Below are 21748 nucleotides of genomic sequence, written 5' to 3'. Positions count from 1 at the left end.
TCCACTAGGCTTAAGCGATATTGTCAGGGAGTGAAGCATGTTCGAATCTGCCGAGATTGGCCGCTGCATCGATAAAGACACCTACGACGCCGAGGCGCCAGCCCTGCGTGAGGCACTGCTGGAGGCCCAGTACGAGCTGCAGCAGCAGGGCCGCTTTGCCGTGCTCATCCTTATTAATGGCATTGAAGGGGCGGGGAAGGGTGAGACGGTCAAGCTGCTCAACGAGTGGATGGACCCTCGGCTGATTCAGGTCAACACCTTCGACCAGCAAACTGATGAGGAGCTGGCGCGTCCGTCCGCCTGGCGCTACTGGCGACAACTGCCGCCCAAGGGGCGCATCGGCGTCTTTTTTGGCAACTGGTACAGCCAGATGCTGCAAGGGCGCGTGCATAAGCGTATCAAGAATGCGGTACTCGACCAGGCCATCGACACCACGCTTGGGATGGAGCGCATGCTCTGTGACGAGGGCACGCTGATCTTCAAGTTCTGGTTTCACCTGTCCAAGCAGCATATGAAGGCGCGCCTTAAAGCGCTGCAGGACGATCCGTTGCACAGCTGGCGGATTAGCCCACTGGACTGGCAGCAATCGAAAACCTACGACAAGTTTGTGCGTGTTGGTGAGCGCATATTGCGCCGAACCAGCCGCGATTACGCACCCTGGTATGTGGTTGAAGGGGTGGATGAGTATTACCGCAGTCTGACTGTCGGGCGCATCCTGCTCGATGGCCTGCAAGCCGCGCTGAAGGCAAAGAGCAGGCCGCTGCCCCATCCCCATGCTGCACCGCTGACCTCCAGCCTGGGTGAGCACGGGCTGCTTGATAGTCTGGACATGAACCAGGCATTGGACAAAGACACCTACACCGAGCAACTGATCAGTGAGCAGGCGCGGCTCTCCAGCCTGATGCGTGACAAACGCATGCGTCGGCATTCGCTGATCGCGGTGTTCGAAGGCAACGATGCCGCGGGCAAGGGCGGGGCGATTCGCAGGGTGATTGGTGCGCTCGATCCACGCCAGTACCGTATCGTGCCGGTGGCTGCGCCGACTGAAGAAGAACGTGCGCAGCCGTATCTATGGCGTTTCTGGCGGCATATTCCAGCGCGCGGTAAGTTCACCGTGTTCGACCGCTCTTGGTACGGCCGTGTGCTGGTGGAGCGGGTCGAAGGCTTCTGTGCACCTGGTGACTGGCTGCGGGCCTATGGCGAGATCAATGACTTTGAAGAGCAGCTCAGCGAAGCCGGCGTGGTGCTGGTGAAATTCTGGTTATCGATTGATCAGCAAACCCAGTTAGAGCGCTTCAAGGCCCGCGAGCAGATTCCCTTCAAGCGCTTCAAGATCACCGAAGATGACTGGCGAAATCGAGAGAAATGGCCACTGTACCGCGATGCAGTAGGCGATATGGTTGACCGTACCAGCACGGAAATTGCCCCCTGGACGCTGGTGGAAGCCAATGACAAACGCTTTGCCCGGATCAAGGTATTGCGCACCATTAATGAGGCGCTTGAGACAGCATTCGGCAAAGACTGAGGATGGACGCGCATACAGCGAGTGAATGATCGTCGCCGCTTGAGATTGTTCGGTCTTATTCTCTTGGGCAACTTAACCCGATGACAATGAGGTGCAGCATGCGTGAAGTGGTGATCGTTGACAGCGTACGGACCGGTTTGGCTAAGTCTTTTCGCGGCAAGTTCAATCTGACCCGTCCAGACGATATGGCGGCCCATTGCGTTAATGCCCTGCTGGCGCGTACCGGCATTGATCCGGCGCTGGTCGATGACTGCATCGTTGGCGCCGGTTCCAATGAAGGCGCGCAAGGCATGAACATCGGCCGTAACGTTGCTGTGCTGTCGGGCCTGGGTACCAACGTGGCGGGTATGACCCTCAACCGGTTTTGTTCATCGGGTTTGCAGGCTATCGCCATCGCCGCCAACCAGGTGGCGTCCGGCTGCAGTGATGTGATCGTGGCTGGCGGCGTCGAGTCGATCACCATGACCATGAAGAGCATGAACACGCAGAACCTGTTCAACCCGCGTCTGCAAAAAGAGGTGCCGGGCATCTATTACCCGATGGGGCAGACCGCGGAAATCGTCGCCCGTCGTTACAACGTCAGCCGTGAAGCGCAGGATGCCTATGCTCTGCAAAGTCAGCAGCGCACCGCTAAGGCTCAGGCCGATGGCTTGTTCGACGATGAAATCGTGCCAATGCACGTTAAGTACCAGGTTGAGGATAAGGCCACCGGTGACAAGAGCATCGTCGATGGCATCGTTGCCCACGATGACTGCAACCGTGCTGATACCACGCTGGAAAGCCTGGCCGCGCTCAAACCGGTATTTGCCGATGACGGTTCGGTAACCGCGGGTAATGCGTCACAGCTGTCCGACGGCGCGTCGATGACCCTGGTCATGAGCCTGGAAAAAGCCCTCGAACTGGGCCTCAAACCATTGGCGTTCTTCCGCGGTTTTGTTGCTGCCGGTTGTGAACCGGATGAAATGGGCATTGGCCCGGTGTTCTCAGTGCCCAAGCTGCTCAAGGTCAAGGGCCTGAGCATTGCCGATATTGACCTGTGGGAACTCAATGAGGCGTTCGCCTCGCAGTGCCTGTACGCGCGCGACCGGCTGGAGATCGACAATGCCAAGTACAACGTTAATGGCGGTTCGATCTCCATCGGCCACCCGTTTGGCATGACCGGCTCGCGCCAAGTCGGCCATCTGGTGCGTGAGTTGCAGCGGCGCAATCTGCGTTACGGCATTGTGACCATGTGTGTGGGCGGCGGCATGGGCGCAACCGGGTTGTTCGAAGCGGTGCGCTGATTCGCTTCTACGAGCTTTCCACCGGTCTGTAGGCAAGGGCTGTGGGCGAGAAGCGGCTGCCCATCCAAAGACTCTGTGCAAGACCCATCGCTGTATAGCCAATAAAAACCGCGAGTAATCGCGGTTTTTATTGGCTGAGATTCGGGGGTTTAAAACGCGCGACTTTCAATTATTTCGTTAGCTTGAATCATTCGCCGGATATAAAAAGCAATCTCACGTTCAGCATCGGTTCGGGTGAAGTATGGGCCCTCCAGTGAACCTTCGCGGGTGGAGAAGAAGTATTGGCCGTTGACCGCACTGACGCGTTCGCTGCGATAGTGGGTGCCAGGGCTGTGATCGATAGTACGTTGACCGAACATGGGTGAACCTCGCGCAAAATGAACAACTGAATGCAGTCTAACCCCGACCTGGCTGTCTAACTGAGTTGGCGATGGATGGTTGCTTTTGCCGATTATTCGCCGTATTTGTGCGCTTTTTTACGATTTTGACGTCAATGCAATGGCCTGATTCTACTCGGCCATCAGTACAGTTGCCGTGCATGCGGATACTTTGCTGTGGCTGTGCCGGTTGCTGCTGGCGACCTAGAATGCGCCTCGCGCTATAACCTGCATCGGGCAAAGGTTGAGGCGTTGGTTGCGGAATAAACATGCATATTTCTTCTGGTCGCTGGCTCTATGGTCTGTTTCTCGCGCTGCTAACTGCTCTGTTGTGGGGCGTGCTGCCGATCAAACTCAAGCAAGTGCTGCAGGTACTGGACCCAGTCACGGTGACTTGGTATCGCCTGCTGGTATCCGGTTCGATTCTGCTGGCCTATCTGGCCGCCAGCAAACGCCTGCCGGCATTTCGCCCACTGGGCAAAAAGGGCGCCTGGCTGCTGGTGTTGGCGATAGCCGGTTTGACCGCCAACTACGTGCTTTACCTGATTGGCCTTAATCTGCTTAGCCCCGGTACGACCCAGTTGGTAATTCAGGTGGCGCCGATTCTGTTGCTGGTCAGCAGTTTGTTTGTCTTCCGCGAGCGTTTCAGCTTTGGCCAAGCACTGGGTTTGCTGGTGTTGCTGGCTGGTTTCGGGTTGTTCTTTAACCAACGTCTGGATGAGTTGCTGAGTTCGCTGACGGCGTACACCACCGGAGTACTGACCGTTTTAATGGCAGCCTTTGTCTGGGCGTTTTACGGCCTGGCGCAGAAGCAATTGCTGACGGTGTGGAACTCGTTACAGGTGATGATGGTGATTTATCTGGCCTGCGCCTTGTTGCTCACGCCCTGGGCGCATCCATTGCAGGCGCTGGAGTTGAGCCCGCTGCAAGGCTGGTTATTGCTTGCCTGTTGCCTGAACACCCTGGTGGCTTACGGTGCGTTTGCCGAGGCGCTGGCCCATTGGGAGGCTTCGCGGGTCAGCGCGGCATTGGCGCTTACGCCACTGGTTACCTTTGCTTCTGTGGCACTTGCAGCCAGCTGGTGGCCTGAGTATGTGCAGCCGGAGCAGATCAATTGGTTGGCTTATGGCGGAGCGCTGTTGGTGGTGCTGGGGTCGGCACTGACGGCTCTTGGCCCTTCATTACTAGCCGGTTGGCGCGCACACAAGGTGCGCGTGGTCGCACAGCTTTAGCGGCTGTGCTAGCACGTTAGGCGCGAGCGCCCAGTGCTTCAGCACGGCGTAGCCAGCCCTGGCGTTGCTCTTCGGAGGAGGGGCGCACCGGCGCGAACTCGGCTAAACGACGGGTTTTGATGCCACTGAAACCGAGGATGGTACGCGTCATCTGCCGATGTGCGGGGGCACCGTAAATCCAGCGAAAGTACCAAGGCGGCGTGTCCATGGTCACCAGCAGGTCAGCGGTGCGCCCGCTGAGTAGCTTGTCCCAGAGTGACGAGCGGTTGCGGTACTTGAACGCAAAGCCGGGCAAGAATGTGCGGTCAAAGAAACCTTTGAGCAGTGCGGGAATACCGCCCCACCAGACCGGGTAGACGAATACTAAGTGCTCGGCCCAGTGAATTTGCCGCTGGGCTTCCAGTAGGTCGGGCTCCAGTTGCTGGCTGTGCTCATAGCCGTCTCGCAGTACGGGGTCGTAATTCATTTCGCCCAGCTTCAACTGACGCACCACGTGACCTTTGCTGCGCGCGCCTTGAGCATAGGCTTCGCCCAGTGCATGGCAGAAACTGCTGCTTTTCGGTGTACCGAGGATCATCAGGATGCGCTTGCCGTCGCCTTCCAGTGGCGTTGCACCGCTCTTTGCTGCGTCACTCATGTTGTCCTGCCTCCAGCATATTTTCCGGGCGTACCCAGGCGTCGAATTGCTCGTTACTCAGGTAGCCAAGTTGCAAGGCGGCCTCACGCAGGGTGGTGCCATCGTGATAGGCCTGTTTTGCGATGGTCGCGGCTTTGTCGTAACCAATATGTGGGTTCAGCGCAGTCACTAGCATCAGGCCGCGTTCCAGGTGTTCGGCCATGCGTTTAGCGTCTGGTTGCAGCCCAGCGATGCAGTGTTGCTGGAAGTTATGGCAACCGTCAGCCAACAATCGCACTGATTGCAGCAAGTTGTGAATAATTACTGGCTTAAACACATTGAGCTGCAGATGCCCTTGGCTCGCGGCAAAGGCAATCGTGGTGTCGTTCCCCAGTACCTGGCAGGCCAGCATCGACAGTGCCTCACATTGGGTTGGGTTGACCTTACCCGGCATGATTGAGCTGCCAGGTTCATTGGCTGGCAGGCGAACTTCGGCAATACCTGCGCGCGGCCCAGAGCCTAATAAGCGCAGGTCATTGGCCAGCTTCATAAGGACCACTGCGAGGGTTTTTAACGCGCCCGACAATGCGACCAGCGGCTCGTGGCCCGCCAGGGCGGCAAATTTATTGGGTGCGCTGACCAGTGGCAGGCCGCTCAGAGGGCCGAGTTCGGCCGCCATGGCTTCGGCAAACCCTTGTGGCGAATTCAGCCCGGTGCCCACTGCGGTGCCGCCTTGGGCCAGTTCGCAGACGGCGGGCAGGGCGACCTGGATGGCCCTTTCGGCGTAACCCAGTTGGGCGACGAAGGCCGACAGTTCCTGGCCGAAGGTCATCGGCGTGGCGTCCATCATGTGCGTGCGTCCGGTCTTGAGCAGATGGGTATGGCGCTCGGCCTGTTCCTGCAGGCTTTCACGCAACTCACGGATAGCCGGTAACAGTTGCTGCTGTACGGCCTGTGCGGCGGCGATATGCATGGCAGTAGGGAAGCTGTCGTTGGAGCTTTGCGCGCGATTGACATGGTCATTGGGGTGCACGGGTGACTTGCCGCCACGGCCATTACCGGCCAGTTCATTGGCCCGCCCGGCGATGACTTCATTGACGTTCATATTGCTCTGCGTGCCGCTGCCGGTCTGCCAGACCACCAGAGGGAATTGTGCATCGTGTTGACCGGCCAGCACCTCATCGGCGGCTTGCTCGATCAGCCTGGCCAGGTCGGCAGGTAACTCGCCAATGCGTTGGTTGACGCGAGCGGCAGCCTTTTTGATCAGCGCCAGGGCATGCACCACCGGCAACGGCATGCGCTCTTGGCTGATTGCAAAGTTGATCAATGATCGCTGTGTCTGTGCGCCCCAGTAAGCCTCATCCGGTACTTCAATCGGGCCCAGGCTGTCGGTTTCAGTGCGGCTCATTGCGGCTCTCCTTATCATGCGCATGCAGTATTGAGGGTTGCCGGGCCATTACCTGGCTCGACCTTATCTCAGCTTAGGTCGCCCAGTAGGCGCAGAGGTTCAACATTGAGGCTCTTCTACCAGCGCGCGCGAGTGTCGCCGAGCCAGCCAAGGGCGTTTTGGACTGGCACGCATTCGCCTTGCGGCCCACGCAAGACCCCGTCGAAATGCCCGAACCACTGCCGTGTATCGGCATAAAACGGACCTAGCCGACGATAGGCTTTGTGGCGTTGGCGCGGGGTAAAGGTCAGGTTGACGCTGTCATCCGCGCTACGCAGTTGCCAAGGCGCCAACGGGTTATGCGGTGACTGAGCGATGGCGATGGGCAAAGCCAGGTGCTGCAGTTCGCCGCCAAACCACAGGGTGTTTTCCGATAGACCGCTGTAGTCCGTCCAGCCCGAGCCAAAGTTACCGGCGATGCCGCCTGGCGCAGCGAAGGCGGCGCGGGTCCAGTGACTGTTGAGCGGCCAGACGCCGCGCCCGAAGTCCAGCGAGGCAAAGCTTTGCCCGGTGAGGCAGCTGTACTGCTGTTTACCCAAGCGCACGCTGCCGCTGCAGGGCAGGCCAAGATGACGGCTGGTGGCATGGAAGCACTGCGGGCCAAGCGGGGCGACCAAGTTGACTGAGTCCAGGTGGGACGGGCGTTGGACATCCAGATCAACCTGTAACGGCTGACCGCCAACACTCGAGGCGTTGATGGTGATGCGGCTGCGCCCCGCATGTTCGGCTACGCGTAATTGCAGGTGAGGATGGTTGAACGCGTGACTTTGCTGCGGTTGATCTGGCAGATCATGGCCGCGGCCGAACAGGTGGAACTGGCTATAGGCGGCGGCCTGACCGGTTTCCAGGTCAAGAAAATAGGCGGCGGCATAACCCAGATAGTCGAGGTCGGCTTGGGTAAAAGACAACATCCAGTCCGGCGTTGTGATGCACCAGTGATTCCAGCGTTTGCGCCGACCGAAGTGACCTGGGATGGCGCAATCAACCATCGGCCGAGGTGACCAGCCGACCGCTTGGGGGTTGAGTTGACCGCGGCTGTCGCATAGCGCGAGGGCTGCGAAGGGCTCAGGCTGAGCAAAACTATTCATCAGACACGTCCATGTGTGTACGAGTGCTTGGCCTTATAAGCCTGGGCACATTGAAGCGTAATAGGGCAATACGCCGAGCATGCCCGGGCGTGCGTTAGTGCGGCAATTGCTGGCATTTTGGCCTCTAAGCAGGCTGTGCGCCAGTGCACAGTTGTAGCGTCAATGAGCGGGAATATCCCCTGCGCTTGAGTAGGACGAGCGCTTGGGCACAAAATGCCGGTAGTTGAGTCAAACAGGCTCTTTCTCTGGTTCAGGAGTAGTACATGTCACGTTCACTTGCCTTTTGCGCTGCCCTAATACTGACGTGTGGCAGTGCTCAGGTGCTGGCAGATGCCGAAAGCCACGCCGCCGATGCCGAGCGCTTCTTGCTCCTGGCTCATGCCGACAAGCTGGCAGTGCCGGTGTATGCCCAAGTGCAGCAGATGTTTGCCCAGCGTTTTGCTGAGAGCAACGCGCCGCAGAGTGAGAAGGCCCTGCTCGAAACCTACCAGGCCCAGGCCAACACAGCTCTTCAGCAGGCGGTGGGTTGGGACAAGCTAAAGCCGGATATGATCACGCTCTACACCCGCAACTTTAATGAGCAGGAAATGAAGGAGCTGATCCGCTTCTACGAGTCGCCAGTGGGTAAAAAGGTCTTAGAAAAAATGCCGACTCTGACCGCGCAATCGGCCCAGCTTACCCAGAGCAAGCTCGAAGTTGCGGTACCCAAGGTCAACCAGTTACTGGCAGAAATGACCGCTAAGCTGACGCCAAAAACTCCCTGATTGGATGCCTGAAATGCCAAAAATAGATCTGTTGCAGGAAGTCCTGAACGGCCTGCAACCGCAACACCTCGAGGTGCTGGATGAAAGCCACATGCACAGCCGCGGCCTGGAAACCCATTACAAGGCAGTGATCGTCAGCGAGCAGTTCGCGGGGCTGAATGCAGTCAAGCGCCACCAAAAAGTTTATGCCAGCCTGGGTGAATTGATGGGCCAGATTCATGCACTAGCGCTGCACACCTATACCCCGGATGAGTGGGCGCTGCAGGGTGCTGCTCCCGCATCGCCGACCTGCAAGGGCGGCCACTGAGGCAATTCGCCTCTACACGGCGCTTCTCGAGAGCAGTAAACTACACACCCCGCCGGCCTAGCGCCGGCGGTTTTGTTTGTGGGCCGCCAGTCTATCAACGCGGCTGTTGGCCACTTTTTTATCCCAGTCCGCCCTTTACGTGGGTGACTACTGAAGGACATATCCATGACTGACAAAGTCGTCGTCGCTGCGCTGTATAAATTCGTCTCTCTTCCTGACTTCCATGAGCTGCGCGAGCCGCTGCTGCAAGCCATGCTGGATAACGGCATCAAGGGCACCTTGCTGATTGCCGAAGAGGGCATCAACGGTACCGTGTCTGGCAGCCGTGCCGGCGTCGATGGCCTGCTGGCTTGGTTTGGTTTGGATACGCGCCTGGCTGATATCGACCACAAAGAGTCGTATTGCGATGAGCAGCCGTTCTACCGCACCAAGGTCAAGCTGAAGAAAGAAATCGTCACCCTCGGCGTGCCCGGCGTCGATCCAAATCAGCAGGTCGGCACCTACGTCGAACCCAGGGATTGGAACGCACTGATCAGTGATCCCGAAGTCCTGCTGATTGATACGCGCAATGACTACGAGGTGTCGATTGGCACCTTCGAAGGTGCGGTAGACCCGAAAACTAAATCATTCCGCGAGTTCCCCGATTACATCAAGGCGCACTTCGACCCGGCCAAGCACAAGAAAGTCGCGATGTTCTGTACCGGCGGCATTCGTTGTGAAAAAGCCTCAAGCTACATGCTCGGTGAAGGCTATGCCGAAGTCTTTCACCTCAAGGGCGGCATCCTCAAGTACCTGGAAGAGGTGCCGCAGGAACAAACCAAATGGCAGGGTGACTGCTTTGTCTTCGATAACCGCGTCACCGTGCGCCATGATCTGACGGAAGGCGACTACGACCAGTGCCACGCCTGCCGTACGCCGGTTTCCGTGGAGGATCGTCAGTCCGAGCTGTACACGCCTGGGGTTAGTTGCCCGCATTGCTGGGACTCACTGCCGGAGAAAACCCGGGCCGGCGCCCGCGAGCGTCAGAATCAGATTGAACTGGCCAAGGCGCGTAACCTGCCTCATCCATTGGGCTATAACCCCCGTAAATCGCGCGAGGCTTAAACATGCACGCACGCCTGCTCTATGTGATGGACCCGATGTGTTCCTGGTGCTGGGGTTTTGCCCCCGTGCTGCAGTCCCTCGCCGAGCAGGCCGCTATGGCCGGGGTTAGCTTGCAGCTGGTGGTGGGTGGTTTGCGCCGCGACAGCGTGGCCATTGATGCCGCTGCGCGGGTGCGTTACCTCGGCTACTGGCAGGCGGTGAATGCCAGCACTGGCCAGTTGTTCAACTTCAATGACGGTTTGCCTGAAGGCTTGGTTTACGACACCGAGCCGGCGTGCCGGGCTTTGGTGACTGCGCGCCATCTAGCTCCGACATTAGCCTGGCCGTTGGCCCAGTTGATCCAGCGTGCGTTCTACACCGAAGGCGTGGATGTAACTCGAGCCAGCGTGCTGGTGGACCTGGCCGAGCGCGCTGGAATTGCGCGTGCCGCGTTTGCGGAAGCCTTTGACAGCGCCGCGCACCGTGCCGACACCGCCGCCGACTTCAGCTGGGCCCAGGATCTAGGGATTGCCGGCTTTCCGACCTTGCTGGCTGAGCGTAACGGCCAACTGGCGCTGCTGACCAACGGCTATCAACCACTTGAAGTGCTACAGCCGTTGCTGGCGCGCTGGCTGGAGCAGGTCGCCCATGCCTGATCGTTTAAGTTGGACGGAAATTCGTCGGCTGGCCCTGCAGCATCGCAAAGCTCTGGTGTGGGCCAATCTGGTCGCCGTGCTGGCGACCCTGTGCAGCGTGCCGATCCCATTACTGTTGCCGTTATTAGTCGACGAAGTGCTACTCAATGACGGCGACACTGCGCTCAAGGTGATGGATAACTTCCTGCCGAGCAACTGGGAAACGGCCGCCGGCTATATCGGCCTGATGCTGGTGCTGACCTTTTTCCTGCGCAGCGGCGCGTTGGTGTTTAACGTGTTACAGGCGCGGCTGTTTGCGCGCTTATCCAAGGACATCGTTTATCGCATCCGCATCCGTTTGCTTGAGCGGCTCAAACGTATTTCCCTTGGTGAATATGAAAGCCTCGGCGGCGGCACGGTGACCACGCACCTGGTCACCGACCTGGACACCCTCGACAAGTTTGTCGGCGAAACCCTTAGCCGTTTTCTCGTGGCGATGCTGACCCTGGCCGGCACCTCAGCGATCTTGATCTGGATGCACTGGCAGTTGGCGCTGCTGATCCTGTTGTTCAATCCTTTGGTGATCTACGCCACGGTATTACTCGGTAAGCGGGTCAAACACCTGAAGAAGCTGGAGAACGATAGCACCTCGCGCTTCACCCAGGCGCTGACCGAAACCCTTGAGGCGATTCAGGAAATCCGCGCAGGTAATCGTCAGGGCTTTTTCCTCGGCCGCCTCGGTGGCCGCGCTAAGGAAGTACGCGACTTTGCGGTGAACTCACAGTGGAAAACCGATGCCTCTAATCGCGCCAGCGGCCTGCTGTTCCAGTTTGGTATCGATGTGTTTCGCGCGGCCGCCATGCTCACCGTGCTGTTTTCCGACCTGTCGATCGGGCAGATGCTCGCGGTGTTCAGCTACTTGTGGTTCATGATCGGTCCGGTTGAGCAACTGCTCAGCCTGCAATACGCCTTCTATGCCGCCGGCGGCGCGCTGACACGGATCAATGAGCTGCTGGCGCGCCAGGATGAGCCGCAGTACCCCGCGCGCGTTGACCCGTTCAAAGGTCGCGACACCGTCGGTATTGAAATCAACGGGCTAACCTTCGCCTACAGCAACGCCGAACCAGTGCTGAACACACTCAACCTGAGCATTGCTCCAGGCGAGAAGGTGGCCATAGTCGGCGCCAGCGGCGGCGGTAAAAGCACCCTGGTGCAACTGCTGCTCGGCCTGTATACGCCGCAGGCAGGGACTATTTGTTTCGGTGGCAGCAGCCAGGAAGAGATTGGCCTGGAAGCTGTGCGCGAGCATGTGTCGGTGGTGCTGCAGCATCCAGCACTGTTCAACGACACGGTACGCGCCAACCTGTGCATGGGCCGCGAACGTACGGATGAGGCCTGCTGGCAGGCGCTGCAAATAGCCCAGTTGGCCGATACTATGCGCGCTTTGCCGCAAGGGCTGGACAGCATTGTTGGGCGCTCCGGCGTGCGGTTGTCTGGCGGCCAGCGCCAGCGCCTGGCAATTGCCCGCATGGTCTTGGCTCAACCTAAAGTAGTGATACTCGATGAGGCCACCTCAGCCCTGGATGCGGCCACCGAATACGCCCTGCACCAAGCCCTCAACCAGTTCCTGCGCGGCCGTACCACGCTGATCATCGCCCACCGCCTGAGCGCGGTGAAGCAGGCCGATCGGGTGCTAGTATTCGACGGCGGCAGCATCGCCGAAGACGGCGGCCACCAAGAGTTGATTGCCGAAGGTGGGCTCTACGCCAAACTCTATGGGCATTTGCAGCACTGATAGGCGCGCTGGGAAAAACCGTAGGGTGGATGACGCACTTTTCATCAACCTTGAAGTCGCATTGGTGGATGGATAAAGCGTCATCCACCCTACGATGCCTTTTGATCGCGCCTTTCCTTGCGGGTATTGACCCGGTTAGATGCACTGCGGCCCTGCACCTGGCAGTTAAATCGACCGCTTTGTAAATCTTTCGTTACGCGGTGTGGGTGGTTGCAGTCAGCAATCACGCTGTTTTCCTGGGTGTATTAAAAACTTGCCGGAAGGCCTAGCCAATCCTGCTGCAGGGTGCTCTGGGCCTGCTTGTTAGCGCGGCCGCGCTCGGTTGTTATGAGGTCAATGCGTGCCGTGCGACCAGGCGTCGCAGGGTTGATCAAAACAACAACGAGGAGGCGCAATGAACGCCGTGAACAAGATCGAACAGCACAACCCCATCGGCACCGACGGCTTCGAGTTTGTGGAATACACCGCACCGACGTCGGAAGGGATTCAACAGTTGCGTGAGCTGTTCACTGCCATGGGTTTTACCGAAACCGCCAAGCACCGCTCCAAGGAAGTCTGGCTGTTCCAGCAGCACGATATCAATTTCGTGCTGAACGGCAGCCCGACTGGGCATGTGCGTGAATTCGGTCTGAAACACGGCCCCAGCGCCTGCGCCATGGCCTTCCGCGTGCAGAATGCCGCGCAAGCTGCGGCCTATGTCGAATCTCAAGGCGCCACACTGGTCGGCAGCCATGCCAACTTCGGCGAGCTGAATATCCCTTGCGTCGAAGGCATCGGTGGTTCGCTGCTGTACCTGGTGGATCGTTATGGCGACAAAAGCATCTATGACGTCGATTTCGAGTACATCGAAGGCCGCACGCCGAACGACAACTCGGTCGGCCTGAAAGAGCTCGATCACCTGACCCACAATGTCAAACGCGGGCAGATGGATGTGTGGTCGGGCTTCTACGAGCGCATCGCTAATCTGCGCGAGGTGCGCTACTTCGATATCGAGGGCAAGCTCACCGGGCTGCTGTCGCGCGCCATGACTGCGCCGTGCGGCAAAATTCGCATCCCGATCAACGAATCGTCTGACGACAAGTCGCAGATCGAGGAGTTTATTCGCGAATACCAAGGCGAAGGCATCCAGCACATCGCCCTGAGCAGCGAAGATATCTATGCCACCGTGCGCCAACTGCGCGCCAATGGCGTGGATTTTATGGTCACCCCCGGCACCTATTACGACAAAGTAGACACCCGCGTGGCCGGGCATGACGAACCCACCGATGTGCTGCGCGAGCTGAATATTCTGATCGACGGCGCGCCGGGTGATGACGGCATCCTGCTGCAGATTTTTACCAACACGGTAATCGGCCCGATCTTCTTCGAGATCATTCAGCGCAAGGGTAATCAGGGCTTCGGTGAAGGCAATTTCAAGGCGCTGTTTGAGTCCATCGAGGAAGACCAGATCAAGCGCGGTGTGATCAAAGCGGATTGATCTGCAAACCGTAGGAGGGGGTAGGCACGTCTATTGTTACGGCAGGCATAGCGCGATGGCGCCGCGCCGTAACCCACCGTTGCGCGCCAATGAGGTGAGTAGTGGGTTACGCGGCGCCGATGCATCGCAGTATCCGCACCTTCGCGTTTAGCGCCGCTAACCCATCCTACGGTTTTGCTTTATTCGCCCACAGTGGCGTTGTATCGAGGAGACACCGGCCATGAGCCGTAACTGGATCAGTTTTCCCCTGCGTGAAGGCGAGTGCTCCCGGCAGGCGCACTGCGACTTTCCCGAAGGCACCTACGAACGCGAGATGGGCCGCGAAGGCTTCTTCGGCCCCACGGCGCATCTGCACCACAAGCATCCGCCCACCGGTTGGATCGACTGGGAAGGGCCGCTGCGTCCGCATGCATTCAACTTCAATGACATTGCCAGTGAGCGTGATTGCCCGCTGGCCGCGCCGCTGACGTTGCATAACAGCGACGTGAAGCTGCGCGTGTGGAAAACCGTTGGGGCCATGCGTCATCTGGTGCGCAACGCTGATGGCGATGACCTGCTGTTTATCCATGAGGGGGCAGGGCACTTCTACTGCGATTTCGGTCATCTGACCTATCGCGACGGTGATTACCTGCTGATTCCTCGCGGTACGGCCTGGCGTATCGAGGCCGATGAGCCGACCTTTATGCTGCTGATCGAAAGCACCGACGGCGCCTACCAGCTGCCGGACAAAGGCCTGGTTGGCCCGCAAGCAATCTTCGACCCGGCGGTGCTCGATCATCCGCGCATCGATGACGCCTTCAAGGCTCAACAGGACGAAAACACCTGGCAGATTCGCATCAAGCGGCGCGGCCAGATCAGCACTGTGACCTATCCCTACAACCCGCTGGATGTGGTGGGCTGGCATGGCGACAACACCGTGGTACGGCTCAATTGGCGCGATATTCGCCCGCTGATGAGCCATCGCTACCACCTGCCACCATCGGCACACACCACCTTCGTGGCCAATGGTTTTGTGATTTGCACCTTCACTCCGCGCCCGGTGGAAAGCGACCCTGGCGCGTTGAAAGTGCCGTTCTATCACAACAATGACGACTACGACGAAGTGTTGTTCTACCACCGTGGCAACTTCTTCAGCCGCGACAACATTGAGCAGGGCATGGTCACTCTGCACCCGTGTGGCTTCCCTCACGGCCCGCACCCCAAGGCGCTGAAAAAGGCCCAGACCGATCCAGCGACCTTTATCGATGAAGTGGCGGTGATGATCGACACCCGCCGCGCCCTGGAAGTCGGCGAAGCCGCTGCTGGGGTGGATGTTCCCGACTATGTAAATTCCTGGCGTGCGCCGGGCAAGGAATCCTGATGAAACTCGCCTCACTCAATCAAGGCCGCGATGGCGCGCTGGTCGTGGTCTCCCGTGACCTCCGTCGGGCGGTCAAAGTGCCAGGCGTCGCCGCCACCTTGCAGGCGGCGCTGGATAACTGGGCGGTGGCCAAGCCCAAGCTGGAAGCGGTGTATCAGCGTCTTAACGATGGCCTGGAAGAGGGCGCGTTCGCGTTCGATCAGGCGGCCTGTCACAGCCCATTACCGCGCGCCTATCACTGGGCCGATGGCAGTGCCTACGTCAATCATGTGGAGTTGGTACGCAAGGCGCGCGGCGCTGAGATTCCGGAAAGCTTCTGGCATGACCCGCTGATGTATCAGGGCGGCGCCGACTGCTTTATCCCGCCGCACAGCCCGATTCAGATGGCCGACGAGGCCTGGGGCATTGATCTGGAAGCCGAGATCGCGGTCATCACCGATGACGTGCCGATGGGCGCCAGCGCTGCCGAGGCTGCCGGGCATATCCAGCTGTTGATGCTGGTCAACGATGTGTCGCTGCGCAATCTGATTCCTGGTGAGCTGGCTAAGGGCTTCGGCTTCTATCAGAGCAAGCCGTCGTCGAGCTTCTCGCCGGTGGCGATTACCCCGGACGAGCTGGGCGATACCTGGCGCGATGGCAAGGTGCATCGGCCGCTGGTGTCGCATATCAACGGCGCGTTGTTCGGCCAGCCGGATGCCGGCGTGGATATGACCTTTAACTTTCCGACCCTGGTGGCCCACGCGGCCAAGACCCGCCCGCTGGGCACGGGCACCATCATCGGTTCCGGTACCGTGTCCAATTACGACCGCAGCGCGGGCTCCAGTTGCCTGGCCGAGAAGCGCATGTTGGAAATCATCGAGAGCGGCGAGGCGAAAACCCCGTTCCTCAAGTTCGGTGACCGGGTGCGTATCGAGATGTTCGACGCCGCCGGCCACAGCCTGTTCGGCAAGATCGATCAGCTTGTAGAACCGTACAACACCCACTGACATGAGCCGGTGCCGTGGGAAGGGCTTCAACCGCGACGCACGTCTCTAAGGTTAATCGTGGCTAAAGCCACTCCCACGCTCGGTAAGGACTTCGACATGTTGACGCTCTACGGCTATTGGCGCTCCAGCGCCGCCTACCGCGTGCGCATTGCCCTGAACCTCAAAGGCCTCGCCTATGAGCAGGTGCCGGTGCATCTGGTCAAGGATGGCGGCCAGCAGCACAGCGCGGCGTACAAGGCGCTGAATCCGCAAGAGTTGCTGCCGCTGCTGGCGGATGAAGGCCATGGCGGGGTGAAAATTGCCCAGTCGCTGGCGATTCTCGAATACCTGGATGAAGTATTTCCCGAAACGCCGCTGCTGCCGCGCGATCCTTTGCGGCGCGCGCAGGTGCGGGCATTGGCGCTGCACATCGCCTGCGACTTGCACCCGCTGAATAACCTGCGGGTGTTGCAGTACCTCACCGGCGAACTGGGTGTGAGCGACGCCGCGAAAGACGCCTGGTACCAGCACTGGTTGCACAACGGCCTGGCGGCGGTCGAAGCTGGTTTGGCGCCGTTTGAGGGTGGTTTTTCGCTCGGTGAGCAACCGGGATATTTGGAAGCCTGCCTGGTTCCGCAGCTGTATAATGCGCGCCGTTTTAACTGTGACCTTGATGCGTACCCTCGCATCCTCGCCATGACGGCGCGCTGTGAAACCCTCCAGGCGTTTGCGCAAGCCGCTCCGGAGGTGCAACCCGACGCTGTTTAAGGTGTATCCGCCTTGCCCACTCCGCCGCGCCATAAGCGCTGCGGGTTCTATTTCGTCACAGATAAAAACAAACAGGTGACGCATGACCCGTGAAAAACCCAAGAACCTCTGGCTCTCACGCTGGGGCTTTATCCTTGCTGCAACTGGCTCCGCTGTGGGCCTTGGCAATATCTGGAAATTTCCCTACATCACCGGCGAATACGGCGGTGGTGCGTTTGTATTGATGTACCTGGCCTGCATCCTGGCCATTGGCATTCCGGTGATGATGACCGAGATCGCCATTGGCCGACGCGGTCGCGGCAGCCCGATTGATGCGATCAGCCGGGTGGTCAAAGAGAGTGGTGGCAGCCAGCTATGGAAGGCCGTGGGCGGCATGGCCATGCTCGCCGGTTTTATGATCCTGTGTTTCTACGTGGTGGTCGCCGGCTGGGCGTTTGCCTATACGGTGAAAATGCTCGACGGCTCGCTCGCCGCAACCAGTGTCGATGCGCTCGGCGCGGTGTTTGAGGCGCACAACGCCAACCCCTGGCAGCTCGGCGGTTGGAGCGTGCTGGTGGCGTTACTGACCCTGTGGATCGTCGCCAAAGGCGTGCAGAAAGGCATTGAGAGTGCCGTGCGCTGGATGATGCCGGGTCTGGCCGTGATGCTGGTGGTGCTGGTGGGGTACGCCTTTACCAGTGGTGGTTTCAGCGCTGGCTTTGATTTCCTGTTCAGCTTCGATGCCTCGAAAATCACTGGCGAAGCACTGCTGGCGGCCTTGGGTCATGCCTTCTTCACCCTGAGCCTGGCCTCTGGGGCGATCCTCACCTACGGCTCCTACCTGCCGGATGGCCAGTCGGTGGCGCGTACCACCTTTGTTGTGGCCATCTGCGATACCTGTGTGGCGCTGCTGGCGGGTTTGGCGATCTTCCCGATCATCTTTGCCAACGGCATGAGCCCGAGCGCCGGCCCTGGGTTGATCTTTATGAGCCTGCCGTTGGCGTTCCAGCAAATGCCATTCGGTACCGCCTTCGGCGTGCTGTTCTTCGCCATGGTCTCGATTGCCGCACTGACCTCGGCGATTTCCATGATCGAAGCCACGGTGGCCTACCTTAACGAGAAGTACGGCGTCAGCCGTTTCAAGGCTGCGGCTGCTTCCGGCGCGGTGTTGCTGGTGATCAGCCTGCTGGCGATGTTGTCGTTCAACCTGATGGCGGGCTGGACGCCCATGGGCAAGAATTTCTTCGACTGGCTGGATTACCTGACCTCGCGTTGGATGATGCCCCTAGGTGGGATTTTTATCGTGCTGCTGGCTGGTTACTCACTGCGCAGCGACATCATGCGTGATGAGCTGGGGCTGCCGCCGCTGGGCTACGCCCTCTGGCTGTTTATGGTGCGCTACGTCAGCCCGGTGCTGATCATGGTGGTGTTCCTGCACGCCTTGGGCTGGTTGATGTTTGATCCGGTTGGCCACTGGTACTGGATTGTCGGGGCTATTGGTCTGCTGGCGGTGCTCGGTGAGGTGCTGCGGCCGCGGGTGATGCCGGCGCTTGCCGGGCGTTAAATCGTCTAACTGAGCCATCATATAAAAGGGTACACGGGCAAAAGTCGTGCGCCCTTTTTGCTGCCTGCAGCTTATTTCGTCATAAGTTTGGCGCTGATTTTATGGCGATAACTCGCCACGCCCAATGAATAATCGGCGTAAACCCGCCGATAAAGCCTGCGCCTGCGTCTCCTAATGGGCGGATGTATCACGCGGGCTCTGCGCTAACGGCTTTGGCGCTGGCCTTTTAGGTTTATCTATGGCGGAGCAGGGCTATGGCGCAAGGCTTGCAGTAAGGCGAGGCTGAACTGCTAGCTGTCGCTGGCCTGGGCCGTTATTGCGGCATCGGGTCGCGCTCGATAATAAAAATGGAGTCGTTGTTATGTCCTCTTCTGTTGCCCGCCTGTTGGCCGACTTGTCTGTCGGTAAAAAGCTTATGTGTGGTTTCGGCCTCGTGCTGGTGCTGACGGTTGCCGTCACCGGCAGTGGCTTTCTCGCGGTGCAAGCGGTGCTTGAAGGGCATGCCAGTACCAGCGGCCTGTCGGCAATCGATGCGCAGGTATTACAGGCGCGTCGTGCCGAGCGTGACTTTGCCTTGAACCAGAGCAGCGAGGCGGCCGCTCAGGTGCATGAGCAACTGGATCAAGTGGGCGCGACACTGGCTCAGCAGCTAGCGGCGGCCTCGAGTGCCGAGCAGGCGCGCTTTAACAGCATGCAGCAGGCCCTTGATGACTACCGCCGCCAGTTCGATAGTTTTGTTGAGCAGCAAAACAAAGCCCGCGCGGCGCGCCCGCAGATGCGCGAGGCGGCCGGCGAGGCGCGTGATCAGTTTGATGTGATCGAGTTGGATATGTATGACGCTGTGCGTGAGTTGCGTCTGGAGGGCGACAAGCTGCGCGGCAGTGATCCGCTGACTCTGGCCGAAACCGCTTCTGGCCTGAGCAAGCGCATGCTTGACCTGCGCAGCCATGAAAGCCAGTACATCATCGACGGTTCGCCCGAGGCCTTGGAAGAGTGGACCTATATCAACGATGACCTGCAAAGCGTCGCGCGTAGCCTGATGATTTGGCTCGACGACGACCAAAAGCGCTCGATCGAAACCGCCTTGCAGGCATTGACGCTCTACCAGCAGGCGTTCAGCAATTACCAGCAGATGCATGCGCAGAGCCAAAAAAATGAAGCCGCCATGGTGGAGCAGGCTCGCAACGTGCTCACGCTGGTGGGTGAAGCCAAGGTGCAGCAAGAGCAGATGATGACGACTGACAGCCGTCAGGCCTTATTGATGCTCGGTGCCATGGGCATTGCTGCTGTGCTTGTCGGCATGCTGGCAGCGTTGATTATTTCCCGTTTAATTGTTGCGCCACTGCAGCAGACCGTGGTGTTTGCCCAGCGCATCGCCGCCGGCGACCTGACCCATGACTTGCCGCAGGACCGCCGCGACGAGCCTGGCCAGCTGATGGCAGCCATGCAAGTGATGAGCGTAAGCCTGCGCACCTTGGTCGGGCGCATTGGCGGTGGCGTCAGCCAGATTACCGCTGCCGCCGAGCAGCTGTCAGCGATTACCGCGCAGACCAGCGCTGGCGTGCAGAACCAGAAGATGGAAACCGAACAAACGGCCACCGCCATGCATGAAATGGCTGCGACCGTGCAGGAAGTGGCGCAGAACGCCGAACAGGCGTCCCTGGCCGCCCGCGTCGCCGACAACGAAGCACAGCAGGGTAATCAGGTGGTGCAGCAGGCGGTTAGTCAGATCGGCCACCTGGCCTCCGAGGTGGAGGAATCAGCCGAAGCCATCGCCGCACTCAATCAGGAAAGCGCGCGAATTGGCGGTGTGCTCGAGGTGATTCGCAATGTCGCCGAGCAGACCAATCTACTCGCGCTGAACGCGGCTATCGAGGCAGCTCGGGCTGGCGAACAGGGTCGTGGTTTTGCTGTGGTGGCCGATGAAGTCCGTGCCTTGGCTAAGCGTGCGCAAGACTCCACCGAGGAAATCGAAGGGCTGATCGCCAGCTTACAGCGCATGGCCAAGGGTGCCGTGGAGAAAATGGACAGCAGCCGCAGCCTGACTCAGCGCACCGTAGTTTTGGCCGGTGAGGCGGGCGCTGCGCTCGGGCGCATAACTCAGGCGGTGAGCACTATCGAACAGATGAATCAGCAGATCGCCGCCGCCGCCGAAGAGCAGAGTGCAGTGGCGGAAACCATCAGTGAAAGCGTGACGCGGGTGCGTGACATTGGCGAGCAAAGCGCCAGTGCTAGCCAGCAGACCGCAGCCTCCAGCGCTGAGCTGGCGCGTCTTGGGGTTGAGCTGCAGGGGCTGGTCGCGCAGTTTCGCAGCTAACCCACTTTTCGCAGCTAAATCCGTGCTAGGGCGTGCGGCTGCTGGCTAGCGGCGCTCGGCGCAGTTCCTCCGCCCAGGCTAGGAGCGGCACCTGCACATCAGGCTGCCAGGTGCGTGACCACAGCAATTTTAGGCGCGAGAGGTCGCCGCGTTCAGTTGGCAGGCGCTGAATCTCGTTATGTAGGCGCCATTGGCCGTTTTCCAGGGTGGCAAAATCGAAGCGAAACGGGTGAAAGCCGGTCATACCCAAGCGGATATCAGTGACCACCAACTGCTCGCCTAACTGGTCATAGCGCAACACGCCATCGGTAAACCAGGCAAGGCGCGCATGTGCCGGCGAGTCAGCCAGGGCAGCAGCCAGGTGCGTGCCACGGGGGATGCGCTCCAGCGTTGGCGGCGCATCATCAAACCAGCTGACCAAGGCTTCATGGTAGTCCTCGCCATCCAACACGATCACCCGCCACAGCAGGCTATTGAACGGCGTCGGCGTGCTGAACAATTGCTGCGCCTGAATACCTTGTCGCGCCAGTTCGGCTTCTACCCGCTGTTCAGCCATGTATTTGCCGCCCAGGGTTGAAGCCAGGTACAGCGATGAAATCAGCAACGCCAGTGCAGGGGCTTTGGCGGCTTTGTCGCGTAAGCCAAGCAGCAGCCCCAGCGCCACGGCAATACACAGTGGCACTGTGTACAGCGGGTCGATGATAAAGATGCTCGACCAGGCCGTAGGGATCGGCGTTAGCGGCCAGAGCAATTGCGTGCCATAGCTGGTGAAACTGTCGAGCAGCGGATGGGTAATCAACACCAGCCATATCGTTAGAAACAGATGTTGTGATGAGTAACCGGGGTTATGCCTAAAGCGCCGGGTCAGCCAGGTCAGCAGAAGCGCTAGTCCGCTGAGGAAGAACAGCGAGTGGCTGAAACCACGGTGATAGGTCATGTCGGCTACTGCGTCGCCGTAATCGATGACCACATCCAGATCCGGCAAAGTGCCGAGTATGGCGCCATACAGCAGCGCCTTGCGGCCTTGCCAGCGGCCGAGCAGTGCGCCCTGAATACTGGCGCCGAGTACCGCCTGGGTTATCGAGTCCATGACCGCTCTCTAAATTTAACAGGGGTTAAATTAGCCGACTGATCTAGTTTTAGCTGTGGCTAATGTTCAAGCAAAG

Annotated in this window: 19 protein-coding genes and 1 pseudogene; 15 read left to right on the top strand and 5 right to left on the bottom strand. The window is 59.3% G+C overall.

The window, feature by feature from the left end; genetic code table 11:
• Positions 1-37: 37 nt before the first annotated feature.
• On the top strand, positions 38-1525 hold the full coding sequence (pap, locus tag BMZ32_RS11720) for a polyphosphate:AMP phosphotransferase (RefSeq protein WP_090242195.1): 1488 nt from the start codon (positions 38-40) through the stop codon (positions 1523-1525).
• Positions 1526-1623: 98 nt separating this feature from the next.
• Positions 1624-2808 (top strand): thiolase family protein, encoded by a 1185-nt coding sequence (locus BMZ32_RS11715; protein WP_090242193.1) that lies wholly within the window; start codon positions 1624-1626, stop codon positions 2806-2808.
• A gap of 149 nt (positions 2809-2957) precedes the next feature.
• On the opposite strand, the gene BMZ32_RS11710 is transcribed toward BMZ32_RS11715, so the two are convergent.
• On the bottom strand, positions 2958-3167 hold the full coding sequence (locus tag BMZ32_RS11710) for a DUF6316 family protein (protein ID WP_090242191.1): 210 nt from the start codon (positions 3165-3167) through the stop codon (positions 2958-2960).
• Positions 3168-3454: 287 nt separating this feature from the next.
• Between BMZ32_RS11710 and BMZ32_RS11705 the strand changes: the two genes are divergently transcribed.
• Positions 3455-4417 carry a DMT family transporter gene (locus BMZ32_RS11705; RefSeq protein ID WP_090242189.1) on the top strand — a complete coding sequence of 321 codons (963 nt, stop codon included), beginning with the start codon at positions 3455-3457 and terminating at the stop codon, positions 4415-4417.
• 16 nt (positions 4418-4433) lie between these two features.
• Here BMZ32_RS11705 and BMZ32_RS11700 read toward each other — a convergent pair whose 3' ends face one another.
• The 3 genes from BMZ32_RS11700 to BMZ32_RS11690 form a co-directional block, all read right to left on the bottom strand.
• The gene (locus BMZ32_RS11700) at positions 4434-5054 is read right to left on the bottom strand and encodes an NAD(P)H-dependent oxidoreductase (protein ID WP_090242188.1); all 621 of its coding nucleotides are present in this window, start codon (positions 5052-5054) and stop codon (positions 4434-4436) included.
• Positions 5047-6441, bottom strand: coding sequence for a class II fumarate hydratase (locus BMZ32_RS11695; protein WP_090242187.1), 1395 nt, complete (start codon positions 6439-6441; stop codon positions 5047-5049). Before BMZ32_RS11695 ends, BMZ32_RS11700 begins: the two co-directional genes overlap by 8 nt.
• A 116-nt stretch (positions 6442-6557) precedes the next feature.
• Positions 6558-7568, bottom strand: a complete 1011-nt coding sequence (locus BMZ32_RS11690; RefSeq protein ID WP_090242186.1) for a DUF2804 domain-containing protein — start codon at positions 7566-7568, stop codon at positions 6558-6560.
• 263 nt (positions 7569-7831) lie between these two features.
• Between BMZ32_RS11690 and BMZ32_RS11685 the strand changes: the two genes are divergently transcribed.
• The 12 genes and pseudogenes from BMZ32_RS11685 (at position 7832) to BMZ32_RS19820 (ending at position 20582) form a co-directional block, all read left to right on the top strand.
• Positions 7832-8332 (top strand): DUF2059 domain-containing protein, encoded by a 501-nt coding sequence (locus BMZ32_RS11685; RefSeq protein WP_090242184.1) that lies wholly within the window; start codon positions 7832-7834, stop codon positions 8330-8332.
• Between the two features lie 13 nt (positions 8333-8345).
• Positions 8346-8639, top strand: a complete 294-nt coding sequence (locus BMZ32_RS11680; RefSeq protein WP_090242182.1) for a BolA family protein — start codon at positions 8346-8348, stop codon at positions 8637-8639.
• Between the two features lie 165 nt (positions 8640-8804).
• On the top strand, positions 8805-9743 hold the full coding sequence (gene trhO, locus BMZ32_RS11675) for an oxygen-dependent tRNA uridine(34) hydroxylase TrhO (RefSeq protein WP_090242180.1): 939 nt from the start codon (positions 8805-8807) through the stop codon (positions 9741-9743).
• Between the two features lie 2 nt (positions 9744-9745).
• Entirely contained in the window at positions 9746-10378 is a 633-nt protein-coding gene (locus tag BMZ32_RS11670; protein ID WP_090242176.1) for a DsbA family protein, read from the top strand.
• Positions 10371-12152 carry an ABC transporter ATP-binding protein gene (locus tag BMZ32_RS11665; RefSeq protein ID WP_090242174.1) on the top strand — a complete coding sequence of 594 codons (1782 nt, stop codon included), beginning with the start codon at positions 10371-10373 and terminating at the stop codon, positions 12150-12152. The genes BMZ32_RS11670 and BMZ32_RS11665 overlap by 8 nt, the downstream gene beginning before the upstream one ends.
• Positions 12153-12546: 394 nt before the next feature.
• Positions 12547-13629 (top strand): 4-hydroxyphenylpyruvate dioxygenase, encoded by a 1083-nt coding sequence (gene hppD / locus BMZ32_RS11660; RefSeq protein WP_090242172.1) that lies wholly within the window; start codon positions 12547-12549, stop codon positions 13627-13629.
• Between the two features lie 220 nt (positions 13630-13849).
• Complete coding sequence (locus BMZ32_RS11655) at positions 13850-14989, top strand: homogentisate 1,2-dioxygenase (RefSeq protein ID WP_090242168.1); 1140 nt, start codon at positions 13850-13852, stop codon at positions 14987-14989.
• Complete coding sequence (locus BMZ32_RS11650) at positions 14989-15975, top strand: fumarylacetoacetate hydrolase family protein (RefSeq protein WP_090242166.1); 987 nt, start codon at positions 14989-14991, stop codon at positions 15973-15975. The genes BMZ32_RS11655 and BMZ32_RS11650 overlap by 1 nt, the downstream gene beginning before the upstream one ends.
• A gap of 96 nt (positions 15976-16071) precedes the next feature.
• On the top strand, positions 16072-16722 hold the full coding sequence (gene maiA, locus BMZ32_RS11645; protein WP_090242164.1) for a maleylacetoacetate isomerase: 651 nt from the start codon (positions 16072-16074) through the stop codon (positions 16720-16722).
• A gap of 82 nt (positions 16723-16804) precedes the next feature.
• Complete coding sequence (locus tag BMZ32_RS11640) at positions 16805-18265, top strand: sodium-dependent transporter (protein WP_090242162.1); 1461 nt, start codon at positions 16805-16807, stop codon at positions 18263-18265.
• A 361-nt stretch (positions 18266-18626) separates the two neighbouring features.
• A pseudogene (locus BMZ32_RS19825) lies at positions 18627-19724 on the top strand (methyl-accepting chemotaxis protein); the annotation flags it as partial.
• Positions 19701-20582, top strand: a complete 882-nt coding sequence (locus BMZ32_RS19820) for a methyl-accepting chemotaxis protein (protein WP_425272879.1) — start codon at positions 19701-19703, stop codon at positions 20580-20582. The pseudogene BMZ32_RS19825 and the gene BMZ32_RS19820, both read left to right, overlap by 24 nt.
• 25 nt (positions 20583-20607) lie before the next feature.
• Here BMZ32_RS19820 and BMZ32_RS11630 read toward each other — a convergent pair whose 3' ends face one another.
• Entirely contained in the window at positions 20608-21672 is a 1065-nt protein-coding gene (locus BMZ32_RS11630) for a metal-dependent hydrolase (RefSeq protein WP_090242158.1), read from the bottom strand.
• Positions 21673-21748: the final 76 nt, after the last annotated feature.

It is taken from the genome of Pseudomonas guineae (assembly GCF_900113745.1).
Classification (GTDB): Bacteria; Pseudomonadota; Gammaproteobacteria; order Pseudomonadales; family Pseudomonadaceae; genus Aquipseudomonas; species Aquipseudomonas guineae.
This window is presented reverse-complemented; position numbering and strand designations above follow the sequence as displayed.